At 59.8% G+C, this 20105-nt stretch carries 13 protein-coding genes; 2 read left to right on the forward strand and 11 right to left on the reverse strand.

What is annotated here, in order from left to right:
* Window positions 1–91: 91 nt before the first annotated feature.
* The 7 genes from tadA to treP form a co-directional block, all read right to left on the reverse strand.
* A complete protein-coding gene (gene tadA / locus ACWIKB_RS16825) occupies window positions 92–589 on the reverse strand; it encodes a tRNA adenosine(34) deaminase TadA (RefSeq protein ID WP_403019940.1) in 498 nt (165 codons plus the stop codon).
* A complete protein-coding gene (locus ACWIKB_RS16830) occupies window positions 589–1965 on the reverse strand; it encodes a multicopper oxidase family protein (protein WP_475268254.1) in 1377 nt (458 codons plus the stop codon). The genes tadA and ACWIKB_RS16830 overlap by 1 nt, the downstream gene beginning before the upstream one ends.
* Before the next feature lie 336 nt (window positions 1966–2301).
* On the reverse strand, window positions 2302–2601 hold the full coding sequence (locus ACWIKB_RS16835) for a PTS sugar transporter subunit IIB (protein WP_475268256.1): 300 nt from the start codon (window positions 2599–2601) through the stop codon (window positions 2302–2304).
* Window positions 2602–2603: 2 nt separating this feature from the next.
* Complete coding sequence (ptsP, locus tag ACWIKB_RS16840; protein ID WP_475268257.1) at window positions 2604–5129, reverse strand: phosphoenolpyruvate--protein phosphotransferase; 2526 nt, start codon at window positions 5127–5129, stop codon at window positions 2604–2606.
* A 151-nt stretch (window positions 5130–5280) separates the two neighbouring features.
* Window positions 5281–6504, reverse strand: a complete 1224-nt coding sequence (locus ACWIKB_RS16845) for a carbohydrate porin (protein WP_475268259.1) — start codon at window positions 6502–6504, stop codon at window positions 5281–5283.
* Between the two features lie 95 nt (window positions 6505–6599).
* A complete protein-coding gene (treC, locus tag ACWIKB_RS16850; protein WP_475268261.1) occupies window positions 6600–8249 on the reverse strand; it encodes an alpha,alpha-phosphotrehalase in 1650 nt (549 codons plus the stop codon).
* A gap of 120 nt (window positions 8250–8369) precedes the next feature.
* Window positions 8370–9812 (reverse strand): PTS system trehalose-specific EIIBC component, encoded by a 1443-nt coding sequence (treP, locus tag ACWIKB_RS16855; RefSeq protein ID WP_475268263.1) that lies wholly within the window; start codon window positions 9810–9812, stop codon window positions 8370–8372.
* A gap of 236 nt (window positions 9813–10048) precedes the next feature.
* Here treP and treR point away from each other — a divergent pair, with 236 nt between their 5' ends.
* Together treR and ACWIKB_RS16865 are read left to right on the forward strand one after the other, a co-directional pair.
* Complete coding sequence (gene treR, locus ACWIKB_RS16860) at window positions 10049–10753, forward strand: trehalose operon repressor (RefSeq protein WP_163912275.1); 705 nt, start codon at window positions 10049–10051, stop codon at window positions 10751–10753.
* A gap of 134 nt (window positions 10754–10887) precedes the next feature.
* On the forward strand, window positions 10888–15174 hold the full coding sequence (locus ACWIKB_RS16865; protein ID WP_475268265.1) for a membrane-targeted effector domain-containing toxin: 4287 nt from the start codon (window positions 10888–10890) through the stop codon (window positions 15172–15174).
* Between the two features lie 74 nt (window positions 15175–15248).
* Here ACWIKB_RS16865 and guaA read toward each other — a convergent pair whose 3' ends face one another.
* The 4 genes from guaA to ACWIKB_RS16885 all read right to left on the reverse strand — a co-directional run bounded on the left by guaA (window position 15249) and on the right by ACWIKB_RS16885 (window position 20068).
* Window positions 15249–16826 carry a glutamine-hydrolyzing GMP synthase gene (gene guaA / locus ACWIKB_RS16870; RefSeq protein ID WP_054045341.1) on the reverse strand — a complete coding sequence of 526 codons (1578 nt, stop codon included), beginning with the start codon at window positions 16824–16826 and terminating at the stop codon, window positions 15249–15251.
* 83 nt (window positions 16827–16909) lie between these two features.
* Window positions 16910–18379, reverse strand: coding sequence for an IMP dehydrogenase (guaB, locus tag ACWIKB_RS16875; protein WP_123368331.1), 1470 nt, complete (start codon window positions 18377–18379; stop codon window positions 16910–16912).
* A gap of 210 nt (window positions 18380–18589) precedes the next feature.
* On the reverse strand, window positions 18590–19138 hold the full coding sequence (locus ACWIKB_RS16880; protein ID WP_475268267.1) for a sugar ABC transporter ATPase: 549 nt from the start codon (window positions 19136–19138) through the stop codon (window positions 18590–18592).
* Between the two features lie 162 nt (window positions 19139–19300).
* Window positions 19301–20068 (reverse strand): sulfite exporter TauE/SafE family protein, encoded by a 768-nt coding sequence (locus tag ACWIKB_RS16885; RefSeq protein WP_475268269.1) that lies wholly within the window; start codon window positions 20066–20068, stop codon window positions 19301–19303.
* Window positions 20069–20105 lie beyond the last annotated feature (37 nt).

Here is a 20105-nt window from a genome sequence, read left to right on the forward strand (position 1 = left end):
TTGCTCGCGAAAGCGATAGATCAGTCAACATCTCTGTTGAATGTTAATCCGCATTCGCGAGCAAGCCCGCTCCCACATTTTTGATCGGTGTTTACTCGGCGGGCTTGGCTCTTCGGGCCTTGAAGAATTCGCTCAGCACCGCGCCACACTCTTCGGCCAACACCCCGCCCTCAAACAACACCCGGTGATTCAAGAATCCCTGGGTAAAAAACTCTCCCTGGCTCTGCACAATCCCGGCCTTGGGCTCCAGGGCGCCGTACACCACCCGAGCGATGCGCGAATGCACGATCAGGCCGGCGCACATGCTGCACGGCTCCAGGGTCACGTAGAGGGTGCTGCCGGGCAGGCGATAGTTGCTGGCGGCCAGGGCGGCGGCGCGGATCGCGACCATCTCGGCGTGGGCGCTGGGGTCGTTGCCGCTGATCGGGCAGTTGAAGCCGCGACCAATGATTTCCCCGTCCTGCACCAGCACCGCGCCCACCGGCACTTCGCCGAGGGCCGCGCCTTTAGCGGCGAGGGCCAGGGCTTCGCGCATGAAGTCGCGGTCACGGCTGCGGTCGATGATCGCGGCGGGACGAATCTGACGCATCACGCCACCTCGATAGCGGCCATCAGGCCGGTTTCCATGTGGTCGATCACATGGCAGTGGAACATCCAGATCCCCGGGTTATCCGCCACCAGCGCCACTTGCGCGCGCTCGTTCTTGCCCAACAGGTAGGTGTCGGTGAAGTACGGGATGACCTTGTGCCGGTTCGAGGCAATCACCTTGAAGCTCATGCCGTGCAGGTGAATCGGGTGCTGATACTGAGTCATGTTCTTCAATTCGAAAATGTAGCTCTTGCCCTTCTCAAGCTTGGCAATCGGGCGGTCGGCGCAGGTCTTGTCGGTGATGTCCCAGGCCTTGCCGTTGATCTGCCACAGGCTCGGCGGCTTGCCGTTGTCGACGTTGACCGACACCGAGCCCACCCATTCGAAATTGAAGTTGAGTTTCTCGGCATTGGCCAGGTCCGGCTCGGCCACCGGGTTGGCGGGCAGCGCGGGCGGCCATTGGGTCGGTGCGTCGGTGTTCGCCACTGAACGCAGCGTGCCCAGGCGCACCGGGCCATTGCGCAAGGATAGCTCTTCACCGGCCGGCGGGGCCTTGATCGCCAGGCAGATGCGCATGCCCGGGCCCAGCCAGTATTCCTTGCCCAACGGGCGCGGTTCGATGGGATTGCCGTCCAACGCGTAGATCTGCGCTTCGACGCCGGGGATGTTGAGGCGATAGGTCAGGGTGTTATCGAGATTGAGCAAGCGCACCCGGGTGATTTGCCCGGCAGGCAAGTCGATCACCGCTTGCGACACGCCGTTGATGGTCGACAACCGCCCCGCCGTGCCACCGCGCGCCGCTTCACGCGGAATGCTGAAGGCAACGAATGCGCCTTCTTCGTCGACGTGCCAACTCTTGAGGCTGAGGGTTTTTTCGTACTTGAAACCGGTGGGTTCGCGCTCCTCGATGATCAGCGGACCGACCAGGCCGCGACCGAGTTCTTCGCTGCTGTTCACGTGCGGGTGATACCAGTAGCTACCGGCGTCGGGCACGCGGAATTTGTAGTCGAAGTACTCACCCGGCAACACCGGCAGTTGCGAGACATAGGGCACGCCGTCCATTTCCAGCGGCAGGCGAATGCCGTGCCAGTGGATGGTGGTCGCGACCGGCAGGTGGTTAATGAAGCGCACCCGCAGCCATTCACCCTGACGCACGCGCAACTCGGTGCCCGGTGCCGACGGACCGAAGGCCCAGGCCTCGGTCTTGTGCCCGGCCACCAGTTCGACGTCCAGCGGCGCCGCAATCAGTTCGTAGTCGTGGCCCGCGTCGGCGTCGGCCATCTTGCCCAACCAGTAACGCGACGCGCCACCGGCCCCCACGCCAACCACCACAAGACCGGCCAGACCACCGAGTATTTGTCGACGGGTAAAGGACATGAACTCAACTACCTCACGTATCAGCGACAGGCCTGGGGCCCGCAAAAGGCGAATACGATACACCTGCGGTTGAGAAACAGTAAGGGCGGGGCGGCGGATGGCCGCAGGCGTCTGCAAGGGCCCCCCCTCACCCTAACCCTCTCCCCAGAGGGTAGAGGGGACTGACCGAGTTGATCTTGGAGCTACATCGACCTGAAAAACCGAGTCGAACTCAGGTTTGTCTTCGCGATTTAATGTCGAACTCTGAACCTGAAAACCATGGAGATCTGCTCCCTTTCCCCCCTCTCCCCTCTGGGGAGAGGGCTGGGGTGAGGGGTCGCTCTTGACCCTGCCCACCTAACGCACAGCAACCACCAATCCCATCAACAAATGCACCACCCCGTCATCCAGCAGCATGACCCCCGGCACACCCGACCGATTCAATGCCTGCCGGTCCATCTGCCCCACATCCCGCAACTCCACCCGCACCCGCGTCAGCGCCACGGGCCTCTGCGACTTGAGGTTATCCACCCCGCCCAACGCGGCCACGACATCCGCGGCCAAAACTGCGACCGGTTGAACAGCCTGCTTGGGCTCATCCACCACCAGATCCGGGGTCAACGCTTTCCAGAACGCCCGCTGCATTTTCTCGAACATGCTCAGTTCTCCAGAACCAGTGAAGTATCGACCGTCGCCTCGTGATACAGCCGCAACGCCTCGCGCACCTGCTCGGCGCTTTCCAGCCCCAGCACTTGCTGGGCGATGGCCTGGCAATCCACCAGATCCACTTCCCGCACCGCCGCTTTGACCGCCGGAATCAGCGGCACGCTCACCGACAACTCATCCACCCCCAACCCCAGTAACAACGGAGTCGCCAGGGTTTCCGAGGCCAGCGCGCCACATACGCCGACCCATTTGCCGTGGGCATGGGCCGCTTTGACGGTGCTGGCGATCAAGCGCAGGACCGACGGGTGAAAGCTGTCGGCCTGACTGGCCAAGCGCGGATGATCGCGGTCCATGGCCAGGGTGTATTGGGTCAGGTCGTTGGTGCCGATGGAGAAGAAGTCCACCTCGGGCGCAAACAGGTCCGCCATCAACGCGGCGGCCGGCACTTCGATCATGATCCCCAGCTTCGGCAGTTCCGTGAGGCCCAGCGCCAGCGCCTCTTCTTCCAGCAGTTGCCGGGCCAGACGCAACTCCGATAGCTGCGCGACCATCGGCAGCATGATGTGCAAACGGGCGAGCCCGGCACTGGCGAGAATTGCCTTGAACTGGTCCCGCAGCAGTTGCGGACGCTCCAGACATAAGCGAATCCCGCGCATGCCGAGGAACGGGTTGGTTTCGCTGTCCATCGGTACGTAGGCCAGCGGCTTATCGCCGCCGACATCCAGGGTTCGCACCACCAGATTGCGCGTTGGCCCCAGCGCGCGGGCGATGGCGCTGTAGGTGGACGCCTGTTCGTCATGGCTCGGCGCGTGGTTGCGATCCAGATACAGAAACTCCGAACGCAACAACCCGACACCTTCGCCACCGAGGGTCATGGCCTGCTCGGTTTCAGTCAGCGAGGCGACGTTGGCCGTGACCTCGATGTGATGACCGTCGCGAGTACACGCGGCGAGCGAGGCATTCGCGAGTTCATGCTGATGACGTTTCTGTTGTTGCTGACGATTGGCTTGCAGTTGCGCGATGGCCGTCAAATCCGGATCAAGCTGCAACTCGCCCTTGTCGGCATCGAGCAACACTTGCGTGCCGTCGGCCAGTGCCAGCACCTGGACCGGCAAGCCACAGATCGCCGGCAAACCAGCGGCCCGGGCCAGAATCGCGACATGGCTGGTGGCGCCGCCACCGACCGTGGCGAAACCCAGCACCTTGCGGGTATCGAGCCCGGCGGTCTGGGACGGCGTCAGTTGTTCGGCGATCAGGATCGCCCCTTCCGGCAACTCCATGGCACGATCCTGCACGCCAAGAATTCGCTTGAGTACGCGCTGACCGACATCCGTCAGATCTGCCGCGCGCTCCGCCAGCAATGGGCTGCCGAGACCTTTGAACAGCGCTGCGGTGGCCTCGGTGGCAGCCCGCCAGGCGAACGCTGCACTTTTGCCCTCGCCGATCAGCGACTGAGCCTGATCCAGCAGACTCGGGTCTTCGAGCAGTTCCTGATGCGCCTTGAAGATTTCGGCCTGAGCGTCGCTGGTGGCGTTGTCGCGCAGTTGCTGCAAACCCAGAATCGCCTCAGCCAATGCGCGAGACAAATGCTCGCGCTCAACCTGCGCGCCCTTGCCGAACTCGCTCACGTCCAGCGTCGGCTCGGCAATCTGCACCACCCGGCCAAACGCCGAACCCGCCGAGGCGCAGACCCCACGCAACACGGTCAGCGTCGAGGTCGCGACCGTCTCCTCAGCTGCCACCGTCACCGTTTCCCCGCAACCTGAGACCAGCAACTCGGCCAGGGTCTTGATCGCCGCTTCAGCATCAGAACCCGCCGCGCTGACTTGCACAATGTCACCGTGGGCCGTCTGCAACGCCATAATCGCCACCAGGGATTTGGCGTTAGCACTGTCCTGTTGTTTATGCAGACAAATGCTCGCAGAAAAGCTTTTCGCCGCTTGGGCAAACACTGCCGCCGGACGCGCGTGCAAGCCGTTCGGGTTAGCCAGTGTCACCGGTTTGGAGAACAGCGCTTCGCCCTCGTCCACCGGCACCTCTTCGGCCGCAGGCCCGGTGCTGTTCAATCCCAGCAACGGCTGGCCGCTTTCGACCAGGCCCGTTTCGGGCACCAGCCAGGTGAACGGTTCGCCACTGACCACCAGCATCAAGGTCAACAAACTGCGCGCGTGCAAGGCGATGTAGTCGGCATCGAATTCAATCAGCGCCTGCCCCGCTTCGACACGCTGGCCCTCTTCCACCAACCGCGTGAATCCCTTGCCCGCCAGGTTCACGGTGTCGAGGCCGATGTGTATCAACACCTGCACGCCATTGTCGTCGGTGATGCTGACGGCATGACCACTGGCCTGCACATTGCTGATCACCCCGGCCAGCGGCGCGCACAAAGTTTGCGAAGTCGGGTCGATGCACAAACCGTCACCGATCACGCGGCTGGAGAACACCGGATCGGGCACCTGGTCCAGCGGCATCAGCACGCCGGACAGTGGCGCGAGCAGTTGCAAATGTTGGGGTGTGGCCATGACGTCACCTGCTGTTTTGTTCTTTTGAAAGACGCTTGCGATACCCGGTAGGAGCTGCCGAAGGCTACGATCTTTTCTTTTGGACTCGCTTGAGTCAAAAGCGAAAGATCAAAAGATCGCAACCTTCGGCAGCTCCTACAAAGTTATGCGTTTATTTCCACCAGTACTCGACCTGCAATCCGACGTTCGCACCGTGGCGCGCCGTGCCGAAGGCGCCGGTGTCGGACAACGCCGAACCCGCCGCCAGTTCATTGGCCGCCCGTTTGGCCGCCTCGTTCCAGCTCGCATAGGTGTAATACAGGCGCACCTCGGGGCGCGCCCAGAATTCCGGGCCCTTGGGCGACCAGGTCGGGGCGAAGGTAAATTTGCTCAACTTGCGCGTTCCGCCGGGTGCATCGACCTGATCGTGACCCAGTTCGGTCACCAGTTTAAATTGCTCGGTAATCGCATAGGCCGGGCGCACGCCGATGGACATCCAGTTCTGGTCTGCGCCGTCCGGGCGAATATCTTTCTGATACACCGCCTCGATCTGCCCGCCAAAGCGCGGCGTCACCTGCCAGTCGAAGAACTCCACCACGCGATAGCTTTTGTTGCTGTCGTCGAGCTTCACGTTACCGGTATACCCCAACCCGGTGCCGGGGCCTTCGCCGTACTGGAAAGCCAGTTTGTTCTTGCCGCCGAGAAAGCCCTTCTGCACATGCTGAGCGGTAACCGCCCAGCCACGGTGCGCATCGCGGCTGTCGGGCTTGTCGATGTAGCTCAGGCCCAGTTCCAGCTCGCCGCCGGGGTTGGTGTCGAACCCGGCGACGTTGAAGTCATGCCGGTTGATGTAGTCCTTCTGGTACAGGTTGTCCTTGCGCGAGTAGGCGTAGCTGTATTTCAGATCGCCGATCAACACGTCTTCGATACCGCCGCCGGTGGCGCTCTGGTTCCAATAGTAGAAGTCGGAAATGTGGATATCGTTCCGCTTGTAGTAACGCCGACCGGCCCAAAGAGAACCGCCATTGAGGCTCGGCAGGTTCGACCACTGCGCATACATCTGTGGCATGCGCACCGAGCCGTTGTCCCCGTTGAAGGTCAGGTCCTTGTCGTACTGGTTATACAGCGAAGCCATGCCGTCAACACTGAGCACCGAGCCATCGTCCAGGGTGTACAGGTCTTGTCGCAGTTCCAGTTCGGCGTACTGTTCGCATTCGTTGCCCAGACGGTATTTGGTCTGCGCGCCCGGTAGTTGAAAACACTGTTGTTTGCCGCTATTGACCGAAGTCCCGACGCCGCTGCGCAAGTAACCGGCGAACTCCAGCGCCTGGGCCGACAGTGGTAAAGCAAGGCACACGCCCGCCGCGACAAGGCTGCGATTTATTGTTGTTTTCAAGAGCCACCCCATTATTTTTATTGTGTGCTACAGCAAAAAACGGCGCGCAAAACTCCCCCGCGCAGCGTTCTGCGTGTTTTTTAAACTGATGTTTTTTAGTGGTTAGTCAGGTGCAATACGAACGACTCAAAGGGCCGTAGAAACACCTGCCGATTGCGCGGCGGACAATCCGGGTAGTTGCTGATGACCAGGCGTTGCGACATCGCTTCGCTGATCACCTCAACCGGCAATTCAACTTCGCACGGTGTGCCGTAGAAGTTGTTCAGCACCAGCAATCGCTCGCCATGGCCTTCCCTTGTGTATGCCCAGATTTGCGTATGCTCCGGCAGCAATTGCCGGTACACGCCGTCGGACACAAGGGCTTCTTCGCGGCGCAACGCAATCAACCGGCGATAGTGATGCAACACCGAATCCGGGTCGTCGAGTTGGCTGGCGACGTTGATCTGCGCGGCGTTGGCCGGCACGCTGATCCACGGTTCGGCCACGCTGAAACCGGCGTTCGGCTCGGCATTCCAGTGCATCGGCGTACGGCCGTTGTCCCGGGATTTCTGCATGATGGCTGCCATGTTGTCGGCATCGCTGACACCGGCGTCGCGCTGGAGGCGATGGATGTTCAGGGTTTCGACATCGCGGTACTGGTCGATGTGATCGAAGCCTGGATTGGTCATGCCCAGTTCTTCGCCCTGGTACACGAACGGCGTGCCCTGGAGAAAGTGCAGCGCCGTGCCGAGCATCTTCGCCGACACCACCCGATGCTCGCCGTCATGACCAAAACGCGACACCACTCGCGGCTGATCGTGGTTACACCAGAACAACGCGTTCCATCCGCCGCCGGCCTGCATGCCAGTCTGCCAATCCGAGAGAATGCGCTTGAGTTGCAGGAAGTCGAAGTCGGCGCGAATCCACTTTTGCAGGTTCGGGTAATCAACTTTCAGGTGATGAAAGTTGAAGGTCATCGACAGTTCTTTCGACTCTGGCCGCGAGTAACGAATGCAGTGTTCAAGGCTGGTGGAAGACATTTCGCCAACGTTGATCAGGTCATGTCCTTCAAACACTTCGCGGTGCATTTGCTGCAGGTATTCATGAACGTTCGGGCCGTCGGTATAGAAACGCCGACCGTCGCTGTTGTCCTCGGGAAAATCCGCTGGTTTGGAGATCAGGTTGATCACGTCCAGACGGAAACCGCCCACGCCTTTGTCGCGCCAGAACCGCATCATCTTGAAGACTTCGGCGCGCACCTGCGGGTTGTCCCAGTTCAGGTCAGCCTGGGTGTGGTCGAACAGGTGCAGGAAGTACTGGCCGGTCTGGGCTTCGTACTCCCAGGCGGAGCCACCGAACTTGGATTCCCAATTGTTCGGCTGGTCGCGCCAGATGTAGAAGTCGCGGTACGGGTTGTCGAGGCTGCTGCGGGCCTGCTGGAACCAGGTGTGCTCGATGGAGGTGTGGTTGACCACGATATCGAGCATCAACTTGATCCCGCGCTTGCCGGCCTCGGCGATCAGCAATTCGCAGTCGGCCATGGTCCCGTAGCTCGGGTCGATGGCGTAGTAATCGCTGATGTCGTACCCGTTGTCGCGTTGCGGCGAACGCAGGAACGGCGTGATCCACAGGCAGTCGACACCCAGCCAGTGCAGGTAATCGAGCTTGGCCACGACACCGAGCAAATCACCCGTGGGGTTGCCGGCATGGCTGTGGAAGCTTTTCGGGTAGATCTGGTAGATCACCGAACGTTGCCAGTCTTGCATGGCTGGGTTCCTTCAATTGGATGTGTATTGGCCTTGAGGGCCTCTTCGCGAGCAAGCCCGCTCCCACATTTTGGAATGCGGTCAACCTGTGGGAGCGAGCCTGCTCGCGAAGGCGATCGATCAAGCGACCCGAAAACCCGGCCGAACAATCTTCATGCTCAACCCGCAGGTCAAAACAAACGGCACGACCATGGCGATAATCATCCCGATCACAAACATCGGAATGAACTGCGGAATGATCGAGATAAAACCGGGCAAGCCACCGACACCAATCGCCGAGGCCTGGACCTTGTTCAGCGACAGGAAAATGCAGCCCAACGCCGACCCGATCAGCGCCGAATAAAATGGAAATTTGTAGCGCAGGTTGACGCCAAACATCGCCGGTTCAGTGATGCCGAAATAAGCAGAAATCGCCGAGGTCGAGGCCATGCTTTTGTCCCGCACGTTGCGGGTCATGTAGAACACCGCCAGTGCCGCACTGCCCTGGGCGAGGTTGGACATGACGATCATCGGCCAGATAAAGGTGCCGCCCTGAGTGGAAATAAGTTGCAGGTCCACGGCAAGGAACATGTGGTGCATGCCGGTGATCACCAGCGGCGCATACAGCAGGCCGAAAATCGCCCCGCCAACCATCGGCGCCAGGTCGAACAGTGTGACCACGCCTTCGGTGATCAGAATCCCCAGATGCCGGGTCACCGGGCCAATCACCGCCAGCGCCAGCACACCGGTGACGACGATGGTGGTGATCGGCACCACCAGCAATTGCACGGCGTTCGGCACTCGCGCCCGCAGCCATTTCTCGATGACGCTCATCACGTAAGCGGCCAGCAGGATCGGCAGGATCTGCCCTTGATAACCAACCTTCTCGATTTTGAACCAGCCGAAAATATCGAAGTACGGGAGGCTCTGACCATCGAGCCCGGCGACCGCTTTTCCGTAGTTCCAGGCATTGAGCAGGTCCGGGTGCACCAGCATCAGGCCGAGCACGATGCCAAGAATTTCGCTGCCACCAAATCGCTTGGCCGCTGACCAGCCCACCAGGGCCGGCAGGAACACGAACGAGGTGTTGGCCATCAGGTTGATCAGGCTCCAGACGCCATCCAGATCCGGATACGCATCAAGCAGGGTCTTGCCCTCAATGAACATGCCCTTGGCGCCGATCAGGTTGTTGATGCCCATCAACAGGCCGGCAATGATCAGCGCTGGCAGGATCGGCATGAACACGTCGGAGAACACCCGCACCAACCGTTGCATGGCGTTGATCTTGTCGGCGCTCTTTTGTTTAACGTCGGCGATGGTCGACGCGGCGAGGCCGGTTTGCCGGCGCAGTTCGGCGTAGACCTTTTCCACTTCGCCAGGACCGATGACCACCTGGAACAGGCCACCGGTGAAGAACGAACCCTTGACCAGATCGATCTGGTTCAGCGTGGCGCTGTTGACCAGGCTTGGGTCCTTGAGGGCCAGGCGCAAGCGGGTGACGCAGTGCGCGGCCTGCTCGAGGTTGTCGCTGCCACCGAGGCTGTGCAGCAGCTCGCAGGCGATATTCGGATAGTCGTGGCTCATGCTTGTTCTTCCGCTGTAGTTTTTTGTTATTGGCAGCACGCCGAAACGAAAAGTACTCGTCTGTACGAGTTAAAGCAACAACTCGTACAGACGAGTTTGATTTTGTTTGCCTCGAACCCGACCGGCGGCGAAATTTCCTACCTCTGAAGTCAAAGAAACCTATTGCCGCATGGACAAAGCCCTACCCTGCCCTTAAGGTTCCAAGCCTTGAGTACAGCGCGGCATAGAGCCATCCCATGAGTAAATACAACCAGATCTACACCGATCTGCTTGCCAGCATCACCACCGAACGTCTGGAACGCGGCGCACGCTTGCCTTCCGAAACCGAGTTGATGGACAGCTATCAGGCCAGTCGCGGCACCGTGCGCAAGGCCATCGAGCAGTTGCAAGAGCGCGGCTTCGCCCAGAAAGTCCACGGCAAAGGCACCTTTGTGCTGTCGACCAACCCGATCGAATTCCAGCTCGGCGGTATCGTCAGTTTCCAGGAAACCTATCCACGGCTGGGCAACGACGTCAGCACCGAAGTGGTCGAGTTCGATCAGATACCGCTTGAAGGCGCGCTGCTGGAACACATCCAGGCCGAAGCCGGCAGCCTGATCACGCGGATCAAACGGGTGCGGCGCATCGACGGCAAACGGGTGATCCTCGACATCAACCATTTCGTCAGCGATGTGATCCCCGGCCTGTCACGGGACATCGCCGAACAATCGATCTACGCCTTCATCGAACAGACCCTGCAACTGCAAATCGCCTACGCCCAGCGCACCATCGAAGCGGTGCCCCGCAGCAAGGACGACCAGTTGCTGCTGGACCTCGACGGCCAAAGCCACGTGATCGTGGTCAGTAACCAGACGTTCCTGCAGGATGGCCGCCAGTTCGAGTACACCGAGTCGCGGCATACGCTGGATAAGTTCTACTTTTCGGACGTGGCGCGGCGCTGATTCGCACAGCAGGCGTGGCTCTATTCTGCGCTTCCGAGTGGCCAAAACCTGCAACGGATGGCGTCCGGGTCTGACAGATTTGTCGGCGTCGCCTTGGGATAGTGAGGATCAATTCTCTACCCAAGAAGCACGACATGACCGCAACAAAAACACTTTCAGACTTGCCCAACGCCGCCGATGCGCAGGCGCTCAAGGCCTTGGTCCCGGCCCTGGTCGAGGCTTGCCCCGACCTGTACGACATGGCGACCACCTTCGCCAAACGTATCCTCACCGATCACGGCATTCACCACCTCGAGCCGGATAAGGTTTACTGGCATCGCTTCCACGGCTCCCAAAGCAACGACAAGACCTTCACCGGCTGGGAACATATCGAGCACCCCCACGACTCGATGACCCTGACGCAACTGGTGATCCAGCGCTTCACTGTGCATGATCAGGACAACGCCGACATGCTCGACAACGACTGCGGGTTCTACACCGCAGGTCCGGGGGTCGGGACGTACAACGAGACAAACGAGGTTCGCCTGTTCGGCAGCGACGTGCTCAAGGCGTTTTGGGCCAACAACTTCATCGATCACTACAAAGACAAGGTCGAGGCGTTCTGGAACACCCAAAGCCAGACTTTCCGCACCCTGGCCAAGTGCACTTTCCTGGCCAAAGCCATTGAAGATTACGAAGCCGGGCGTTTGACCGCTGACCATTTGCGCACGGTGATCAAGGCCTGCGCAGGCACGGTCAATTGGCCCGCAACGCAGCACATGCTGGAAGAAGAATTCCAGCCCTCGAAAACCCTGCGTATCCGTCGACTGTGTGTTGGCAGCTTTGTCTCTACCGACATCCTCTGCATCGTTGATGGTGATAACCGGCAGATCGTTTACGTTCCCGGCGAGCTGTGGGGGTTTCACGTGTTCGAGAGCGTCGAAGACCTGCACTGGTGGATTCTGTCAGCCATCGAAAACCCTTCCGGCCGCCAGCGCTTCCTGTCGCACTTCCAGGCCGCGGATCACGACATCATGGAAGACACCGCGCAGTACGATAAAACTACTGAATGGGTGCTGGCGCCGTTCCCAGCCATCGACCTGATGGCCCATTTATTCAGGGAACCGAAGATCGAGAATGTCGGCCTCAACAGCGTGCTGGACTTGTTGTTCAACGCCTGGAAACACAACGATCATCAGTTACTCGAGGATCAAGGGGAATTCATCCAGCAGGACGCCTTCACCTACCTGCGCGATGCCACCCACGCGCGCATGCTCAGCGACGCCACGTTCTTGATGACCTCCAACGGCGAGCTGCGAAAAAAACTCTGGATGGGTTACCTGAATGCCTTCGGCCGCATGTTCGGGCCTTTGGCGGCTGTGGGTTGGCCGGTGGCGTTGGCGGTGGTCGGTGCCGGGCTGGCTAATGTCGGCCTGAACATTGATCAAGCGGTGAACGGCAAAACCCCTACCGAGCGCAAGGCCGGGGTCACCGGTGCGATTTTCGCGGCCATCGATACCCTGTTCAACGCGATGTTCCTCAAAGGTGGCGGCGTACCGGAAATCTCCGAAGCCGACGGCGTGCTGGCCACCGAGGAAAGGATCAGCAAACCGCCCCTTGAGCCGACCGCCGCACCGCCTCTCGAAGAACTGCTCCCTGAACGCTTTCCATCGATGGAGCAGGAAGACTATCTCACTTCGTTCAGGGACGAGATCACCGAGCCCACGCGCGAGGGCACCGGTGCGGCCCAAGGCATAATCGAAACCCTCTCCGGCAAGAAGTACATCTTCATGCAGGTCGGCACCCAGAAGTATTACTACCAGGTCCGCTATGTCGGGCAGATGAAGTGCTGGGTCATCATCGACCCGGCCAACCCGTGGTCGTTCTATCGCAACATTCCCGTGCGCCTTAACGAATACCTGCAATGGGAGCCCGTGAAGCCGCTGGGCCTGAAAGGTGGCGTGGGCGGCAAGATCTTCGGCCTGAAACTCTGGGGCCAGACGCCCGAACCGCTGCCGCAGGTCGAGACCCCGCCCACACCCTACGACATGCCTGAAAACTTGAGGCCCCGAATCAGGCCGGCAGGCAATGGCTCATCGACGTTCGATAATATCGATGGCAGCCTCGAAGCCTTTCGCCGCTACCGCCAGTTGCAGGCAGACACGAGTACATTTTTTGCCGATGTCCAGTTACCTGCACGCCCGAAAATCCCGACTTTCAGCACCCTGGCGACGCCCAAGGAAATCCTCAAGGGTTTGCTCAAGGACACACGAGGCCTGGTGATCGGTGAAGGCCGGGGCAGTATGGCGAGCAAACAGTTCCTGATCGAAAACATGCCACTGCTGAGCAAATTGAAAGTCCGGACCTTGTACTTGCAACAGGTGCTCACTGACTTTCAGCAGGCCGATCTGGATACGTTCACCAGGACCGGCAATATGTCTCAAAGACTTGAGCGCTATCTCAACGAAATCGATCAAGTCGAAAGCGCTGACCCCAGCGGCCAGCTTACCTTCCTGGAGTTGGTAAAGACTGCGCAGAAAAATCACATTCGGGTTCAGGCCATTGATTGCTTCTCCAGTTATCGAGAGGCAAGCCCAACGGCGATCAAAAATCCCTTTGATGTACAGATGAAAAATTACTTCGCCCGCACGGTGATCGATGCCGATCAGGCTGCCCGTGGTGCCCACCAATGGGTGGCGCTGGTCAGGGAGAGCGACGCCAGCACCCTGGACGGTGTCGCCGGGCTCAGCGAACTGGAAGGTGCTGTCGGAATGCGCATCGAGGAAGTGCCCGCAGGGAAAGCGCGTGGCATTGAAGCGGATCCGGGCACGACGATTGAGCATGAGGGCACGGCGTTGGCGCTCCGCAGCGATCTGCGTTTGCAAATGGACACGCCTTCGGTCGTCAGCAGCATGCGCAGGGCGGACACCTTCCTGACCGAAAAAGGCATGTTCACACTGCTCAACAAACACGCACCGGTGCTGGTGAACCGCAACCGCGATGGGATGCTGGTGCTAACACCCATCTACAAGGAAAACGGTGGCTTCCGGGTCGACAACGCCAACTGGGAAACGGTAAACGGGCGCCACTTCAGAACACTGGAAGGCTTGCGCGACGCCCTCATCGCCCGAGGCATGCGCCTGGTCAGGATACCGGCCGAAGACAGCACCGAATTGGCCGCGCCAGCCCCTGCGAAACCTGGACCCTCCACCCACATTCACCTGCCTCTGACGCCCAATAAAATTCAGCCGGAACTTGGCTTCCCTTACGAAATCTCGCCGAACCGCAGGCCCGACATGAAAAACTGGGTGCTCAAGACCGAAGGACAACGCGGACAAGCCCTTTCGGGGGAAAGTGGCCTGGACACCACCATCAACACCAGCAAATTGACCGAACTGCGAGGCAAGCTACGCATCGATTCGCAACATCTCCCGGATGATTTGCAATTAAAACGCTCGCCAGAACGCCCACGGGTGCCCACTCAAAACGCGACTGCGATCGACTTCATCACAAAGGCCTTCAGTGAGGCCAAAGGAATGGTTATCGGTGAAAGCCCCGATCGCATTGCCAGCAATCGCTTTCTGATCGAGAACATGCCCCAGTTCGCCCGCGAGGGTGTCGAGGCCCTGTACATGCCGCGCCTGCTGAGCGATTTCAACCAGGCTGATCTGGATTTTTACTTCGCCTCCAGAGCAGGCGCCATGCCCAACGACCTGGAAAACTACCTGAAGATCATCAGCGCTGACCAGGAAACGCCGTTCACCTATCTTGAGGTGGTAATGCGCGCCAGACAGAATGGCATCCGCGTTCAGGCGATTGATTGCGCGGCCACCTATACCCTATCGACGCTCAGGTTTCCAAGTGTCGAGGAGCAGCGCTTGAGCAACTACTTCGCAACTCAGATCATTCAGGCTGACCAGGTGTCTCGCCCCGGAAAATGGCTTGCGCTTACCGCACCTGAAAACACCAACACATTCAGAAACGTCGCCGGGCTCAGTGAGCGTAACGGCGGTATCGGCTTGAGAATCGAGGAAACGGGGCCGGGTGAAGGGGTGGAAGTGCGATTGGACCCTGGGGTCGAAGTACATCGCATCGCAGCCGCGGAGCCGATGTTCCGTGGCCAATTCGATACCCTTTACGCCGACATGTACCTGCCCATGGAAACGCCCATGCTGGTCAGAACGGCCGCGCAACGGGAACGGCTGTTGTACAACCCCGGTTTTTTCTGCATTGAGCGTTCCGGTGAAACCAACACGCTTTGGCATCGCAGCCGGACCGATGGCATCGTCTCGACCCCGATAGAACGGCTGGCGGATGGGCGTTATTCCATCAGTCGCCCTAATTGGCCGACGATCAGTCAAACCCCTTACGCGAACCTGTTCGACCTGTTCGCAGCCCTGAGCAACCATGGCTTGCGCGGCGTGGGTCGTATCCCCGGATAACCCCTGAGCCGAAAACGCAAAACCCCGGCACCAGGCCGGGGTTTTGTTTATTCAGCAGCGGTCAGCGTGGGGGATTATTCCCACTCGATGGTCGCTGGCGGCTTGCTCGACACGTCATAAGTAACGCGGGAGATGCCTTCGATTTCATTGATGATGCGGCCGGAAACGGTTTCCAGCAGTTCGTAAGGCAGGTGAGCCCAACGCGCGGTCATGAAGTCGATGGTTTCTACGGCACGCAGGGCGACAACCCAGGCGTAACGGCGGCCATCGCCAACCACGCCAACCGATTTCACCGGTTGGAACACCACGAAGGCCTGGCTGACTTTGTGGTACCAGTCGGCCTTGCGCAGTTCTTCGATGAAGATGTGGTCAGCACGACGCAGCAGGTCGGCGTATTCCTTCTTCACTTCACCGAGGATCCGCACGCCCAGGCCCGGGCCCGGGAATGGGTGACGGTAGACCATGTCGTACGGCAGGCCGAGTTCCAGGCCCAGACGACGGACTTCGTCCTTGAACAGCTCACGCAGCGGCTCGACCAGCTTCAGGTTCATCTCTTCCGGCAGGCCACCCACGTTGTGGTGCGACTTGATCACGTGGGCCTTGCCGCTTTTGGCGCCAGCCGACTCGATCACGTCCGGGTAGATGGTGCCCTGGGCGAGGTACTTGATGTTGTCCAGTTTGTTGGACTGGGCATCGAAGACGTCGATGAAGGTGCGACCGATAATTTTGCGTTTCTTCTCTGGGTCGGACTCGCCGGCCAGGTTGTTCAGGAACTGATCTTCAGCGTTGGCGCGGATCACTTTGACGCCCATGTTCTCGGCGAACATGGCCATCACTTGCTCGCCTTCGTGCAGACGCAGCAGGCCGTTGTCGACGAAGACGCAGGTCAGCTGGTCGCCAATGGCTTTGTGCAGCAGCGCGGCAACTACCGAGGAATCCACACCGCCGGACAGGCCGAGCAGTACGTTGTCGGTGCCGACCTGGGCGCGAATGTTGGCGATGGCGTCTTCGGCAATTTTCGAAGGCGTCCACAGGGCTTCGCAGCCGCAGATGTCGAGGATGAAACGCGAGAGGATGCGACCGCCCTGCTTGGTGTGGGTCACTTCCGGGTGGAACTGCACGCCGTAGTAGCCGCGAGCGTCGTCGAACATGCCGGCAATCGGGCAGCTCGGGGTGCTGGCCAGGATGTGGAATTCCTGCGGCATCTTGGTGACTTTGTCACCGTGACTCATCCATACGTCGAGGCCGAACAGGCCGTCGGCGTCGATGTGATCTTCGATGCCGTCGAGCAGACGGCTCTTGCCGACCACGTCTACGCGGGCATAACCGAATTCGCGCAGCTCGGAACCTTCGACCTTGCCACCCAGCTGTTCAGCCATGGTTTGCATGCCGTAGCAGATACCGAAAACCGGCACGCCCAGGTCGAACACCGCTTGTGGGCAGCGCGGGCTGTCGGCGACGTGCACGGACTCGGGGCCGCCAGCAAGAATGACGCCTTTTGGAGCGAATTCGCGAATCGCTTCGTCGTCCATGTCGAACGGATGCAGTTCGCAGTACACGCCGATTTCACGCACGCGGCGGGCAATCAGCTGGGTGTACTGGGAACCGAAGTCGAGGATCAGGATACGGTGGGCGTGAATGTCGAGGGCCATGGAGTCAGTCTCGTCTATGGAATTCAGAAACAACTCGGGGCTGAATAGAACAGCCCCGGTTACTTAACTTATTGCTGGAAGCCTCAACCTACGCGGTAGTTTGGCGCTTCTTTGGTGATTTGTACGTCGTGCACGTGGGACTCGGCCATGCCAGCGCCGGTGATCCGCACGAACTCAGGCTTGGTGCGCATTTCTTCGATGTCGGCACTGCCGGTGTAACCCATCGAGGAACGCAGGCCGCCCATCAGTTGATGGATGATGGCGCTCAGGGTGCCTTTGTAAGGAACACGCCCTTCGATGCCTTCCGGTACAAGCTTCTCGGCGCCTGCCGAGGAATCCTGGAAGTAACGATCGGAGGAGCCTTGAGCCTGGGACATGGCGCCCAGCGAACCCATGCCGCGGTAAGCTTTGTACGAACGACCCTGGAACAGTTCGATCTCGCCCGGTGCTTCTTCAGTACCGGCGAACATCGAGCCCATCATCACGCAGGAAGCACCGGCAACGATGGCCTTGGACAGGTCACCGGAGAAACGGATGCCGCCGTCGGCGATCAACGGAACACCAGTGCCTTCGAGGGCAGCGGCAACGTTGGCGATGGCACTGATTTGCGGGACGCCGACACCGGCGACGATACGGGTGGTGCAGATCGAGCCAGGGCCGATACCGACCTTGACTGCGTCAGCGCCTGCTTCGGCCAGAGCCTTGGCGGCAGCGCCGGTGGCGATGTTGCCGCCGATGACCTGCACTTCAGGGAAATTCTGTTTGACCCAGCGAACGCGGTCGATCACGCCTTTGGAGTGACCGTGTGCGGTGTCGACCACCACCACGTCCACGCCGGCATTGACCAGAGCAGCGACGCGGTCACCGGTGTCTTTACCGGTGCCGACCGCAGCGCCAACGCGCAGACGACCTTGATCGTCCTTGCTGGCCAGCGGGTAAGCCTTGGCTTTTTCGATGTCGTTGACGGTCATCATGCCTTTGAGGGCGAATTTGTCGTCGACAATCAGTACGCGTTCGATGCGGTTTTTGTGCAACAACTCGCGAACGTCGTTCTTGTCGGCGCCTTCCTTGACCGTGACCAGACGCTCTTTAGGCGTCATCACTTCACGGACGGTAGCGTCCAGACGGTTTTCGAAACGTACGTCGCGGGAAGTGACGATGCCGACCAGGTCGCCATCGTGCAGTACCGGAACGCCGGAGATGTTGTGCATGCGGGTCAATTCGAACAGTTCACGAACCGTGGCGTCAGCCTCGATGGTGATCGGGTCCTTGACCACGCCGGCTTCGTAACGCTTGACCTTGCGCACTTCGGCAGCTTGCTGCTCGATGGTCATGTTCTTGTGGATGATGCCGATGCCACCTTCCTGAGCCATGGCGATTGCCAGACGGGCTTCAGTGACGGTGTCCATTGCGGCAGAAACCAGAGGAATATTCAGCTCGATGCCACGGGTTAGGCGGGTCTTGAGACTGACTTCGTTAGGAAGCACCTCGGAATAACCGGGCACTAGGAGAATGTCGTCGAATGTCAGAGCTTCTTGGCTGATACGCAGCATCGCGGGGGCTCCCGAGCGGGAAAATGGAAGCGCGCCATTATAGTCAGACACCCCCTCGGGTTCAATGTAAAACTCTGTCTATTATCGATGCAGTGATCGACGGGGGTTTTGGCACACAAACCCCGTAGGAGCGAGGCTTGCCCGCGAAGGCGTCATCACTGGCGCTAAAAGCTTCGCGGGTAAGCCTCGCTCCTACGGTTTTGATTTTGGTTACAGTTCGACCTTGACCCAACTCACGGGCTGGTCGAGCCAATCGGCAAACTCGTCGATAAAGCTTTGCTTGAACCCGGCTTCAGCCCAGTTGTTGAAGATGAACCCCAGGTTGGAGAAGCCGCACTCCTGCAAAAACAGAAACCCGTTGATGTCATCTTCATGCCCGCACTCGGGGCAGGTGAAGTTGTCAGTGCGCCCCGGCATCCACTCTTCCAGGCTTTCGAACAGCGCTTCGCCGATTTCCTTGCGACATTCGGCGCACCCCGCTTCGCCCAGGAAGCCCTTGGCCGGCGTGTAGATGCAGCGTTTGGTGATGATTTCCAGGCCATTGACCGGCTCGCCGAACGGCAGCGCTTCCGGGTGCAGCACCACTGCGCGGGCGCCATCGCCGATGGCGTGGCCCATGCGATTACCGGTGCGGCCGCAGGTGGTCAGTTCTTCCTTGATGATGTTCTTGCGCACCAGCCACCGCACGACCGCCCGGGCCCGGGGTTCGTGCACCGGCAGGGTGGAGATTTTCGGGACGATGATGCTTTGGGAATTCATGGTGCAAGCCTACTGCGTCAAATGGGGAGTTCTGCGGCGTGCCGGATGACGCCTTCGCGGGCAAGCCTCGCTCCTACAGGTTTTGCGCCGACCTTTGTAGGAGCGAGGCTTGCCCGCGAAGGCGTCAGGACGGCCGGCAGCTTAATCCCTGACACACACAGGTCAAGTACTCAAATACCGTCCGATCAAGGCAATCCCGCTGGCCAGCACCAACCAAGTCACCAGCCGCACGAACGCTTCCCGGGACAGTTTCATCGTCAACTGCCGGCCGACCCACAACCCCAACGCCATGGCCGGCAACAAACACACGGCCAGTACCAACAAGGGTAGCTCGGCATACACACCCGCGACGGCAAACAGGCCCAAACGCACCACGGTGCTGCAACTGATCAGCGCACTCTGGGTCGCCCGGGCCGCGTCCTTGGGCAGGCGACTGTTCAAATAGATCGCATATAAAAAGCCGCCACTACCAAACAATGCGCCGAACATCCCGCCCACCGTACCCATCGGCACCGCCCAACCAGCGGACAATTGGGTCGGCCGGGTTTTGACCCACAGGCTGTAAACCGCATAGGTGCTGATAAACAGCCCCATCAACAGTAGCAACAGATCGGATTTGAGGTTCAGCAGGAAGATCACCCCCAGCGTGCAACCCACCGCCATGCACGGCAGCAAGCGCAGCAGCTCCGGCTTGGCCACATCTCGCCGCGATGGCAGCAAATTGCCAAACGCCGCGACGAAATCCAGCAGCACCAGCAAAGGCACGATCTTCGACAGCGGCATAAACAGAATCAGGATCGGCCCCGCCACCAGCGCGGTACCAAACCCGGCAATGCCAAACACGATATAAGCCAAGGCAATGCCCAGCCCGATCACCAGCCAATCCGTCGCGCCGAACGGCCATTGGCTCAACAACTCAAGCACATTCATTTACAGAGCTTTCTTTGAATACCTGAGATGACTTTAG

Source organism: Pseudomonas sp. 5Vm1k, from assembly GCF_056161485.1.

Bases quoted from the DNA above. Each gene is read 5' to 3' on its own strand.
- tadA (WP_403019940.1), bottom strand. From the start codon at position 589: ATGCGTCAGATTCGTCCCGCCGCGATCATCGACCGCAGCCGTGACCGC.
- ACWIKB_RS16830 (WP_475268254.1), bottom strand. From the start codon at position 1,965: ATGTCCTTTACCCGTCGACAAATACTCGGTGGTCTGGCCGGTCTTGTG.
- ACWIKB_RS16835 (WP_475268256.1), bottom strand. From the start codon at position 2,601: ATGTTCGAGAAAATGCAGCGGGCGTTCTGGAAAGCGTTGACCCCGGAT.
- ptsP (WP_475268257.1), bottom strand. From the start codon at position 5,129: ATGGCCACACCCCAACATTTGCAACTGCTCGCGCCACTGTCCGGCGTG.
- treC (WP_475268261.1), bottom strand. From the start codon at position 8,249: ATGCAAGACTGGCAACGTTCGGTGATCTACCAGATCTACCCGAAAAGC.
- treP (WP_475268263.1), bottom strand. From the start codon at position 9,812: ATGAGCCACGACTATCCGAATATCGCCTGCGAGCTGCTGCACAGCCTC.
- treR (WP_163912275.1), top strand. From the start codon at position 10,049: ATGAGTAAATACAACCAGATCTACACCGATCTGCTTGCCAGCATCACC.
- ACWIKB_RS16865 (WP_475268265.1), top strand. From the start codon at position 10,888: ATGACCGCAACAAAAACACTTTCAGACTTGCCCAACGCCGCCGATGCG.
- guaA (WP_054045341.1), bottom strand. From the start codon at position 16,826: ATGGCCCTCGACATTCACGCCCACCGTATCCTGATCCTCGACTTCGGT.
- guaB (WP_123368331.1), bottom strand. From the start codon at position 18,379: ATGCTGCGTATCAGCCAAGAAGCTCTGACATTCGACGACATTCTCCTA.
- ACWIKB_RS16880 (WP_475268267.1), bottom strand. From the start codon at position 19,138: ATGAATTCCCAAAGCATCATCGTCCCGAAAATCTCCACCCTGCCGGTG.
- ACWIKB_RS16885 (WP_475268269.1), bottom strand. From the start codon at position 20,068: ATGAATGTGCTTGAGTTGTTGAGCCAATGGCCGTTCGGCGCGACGGAT.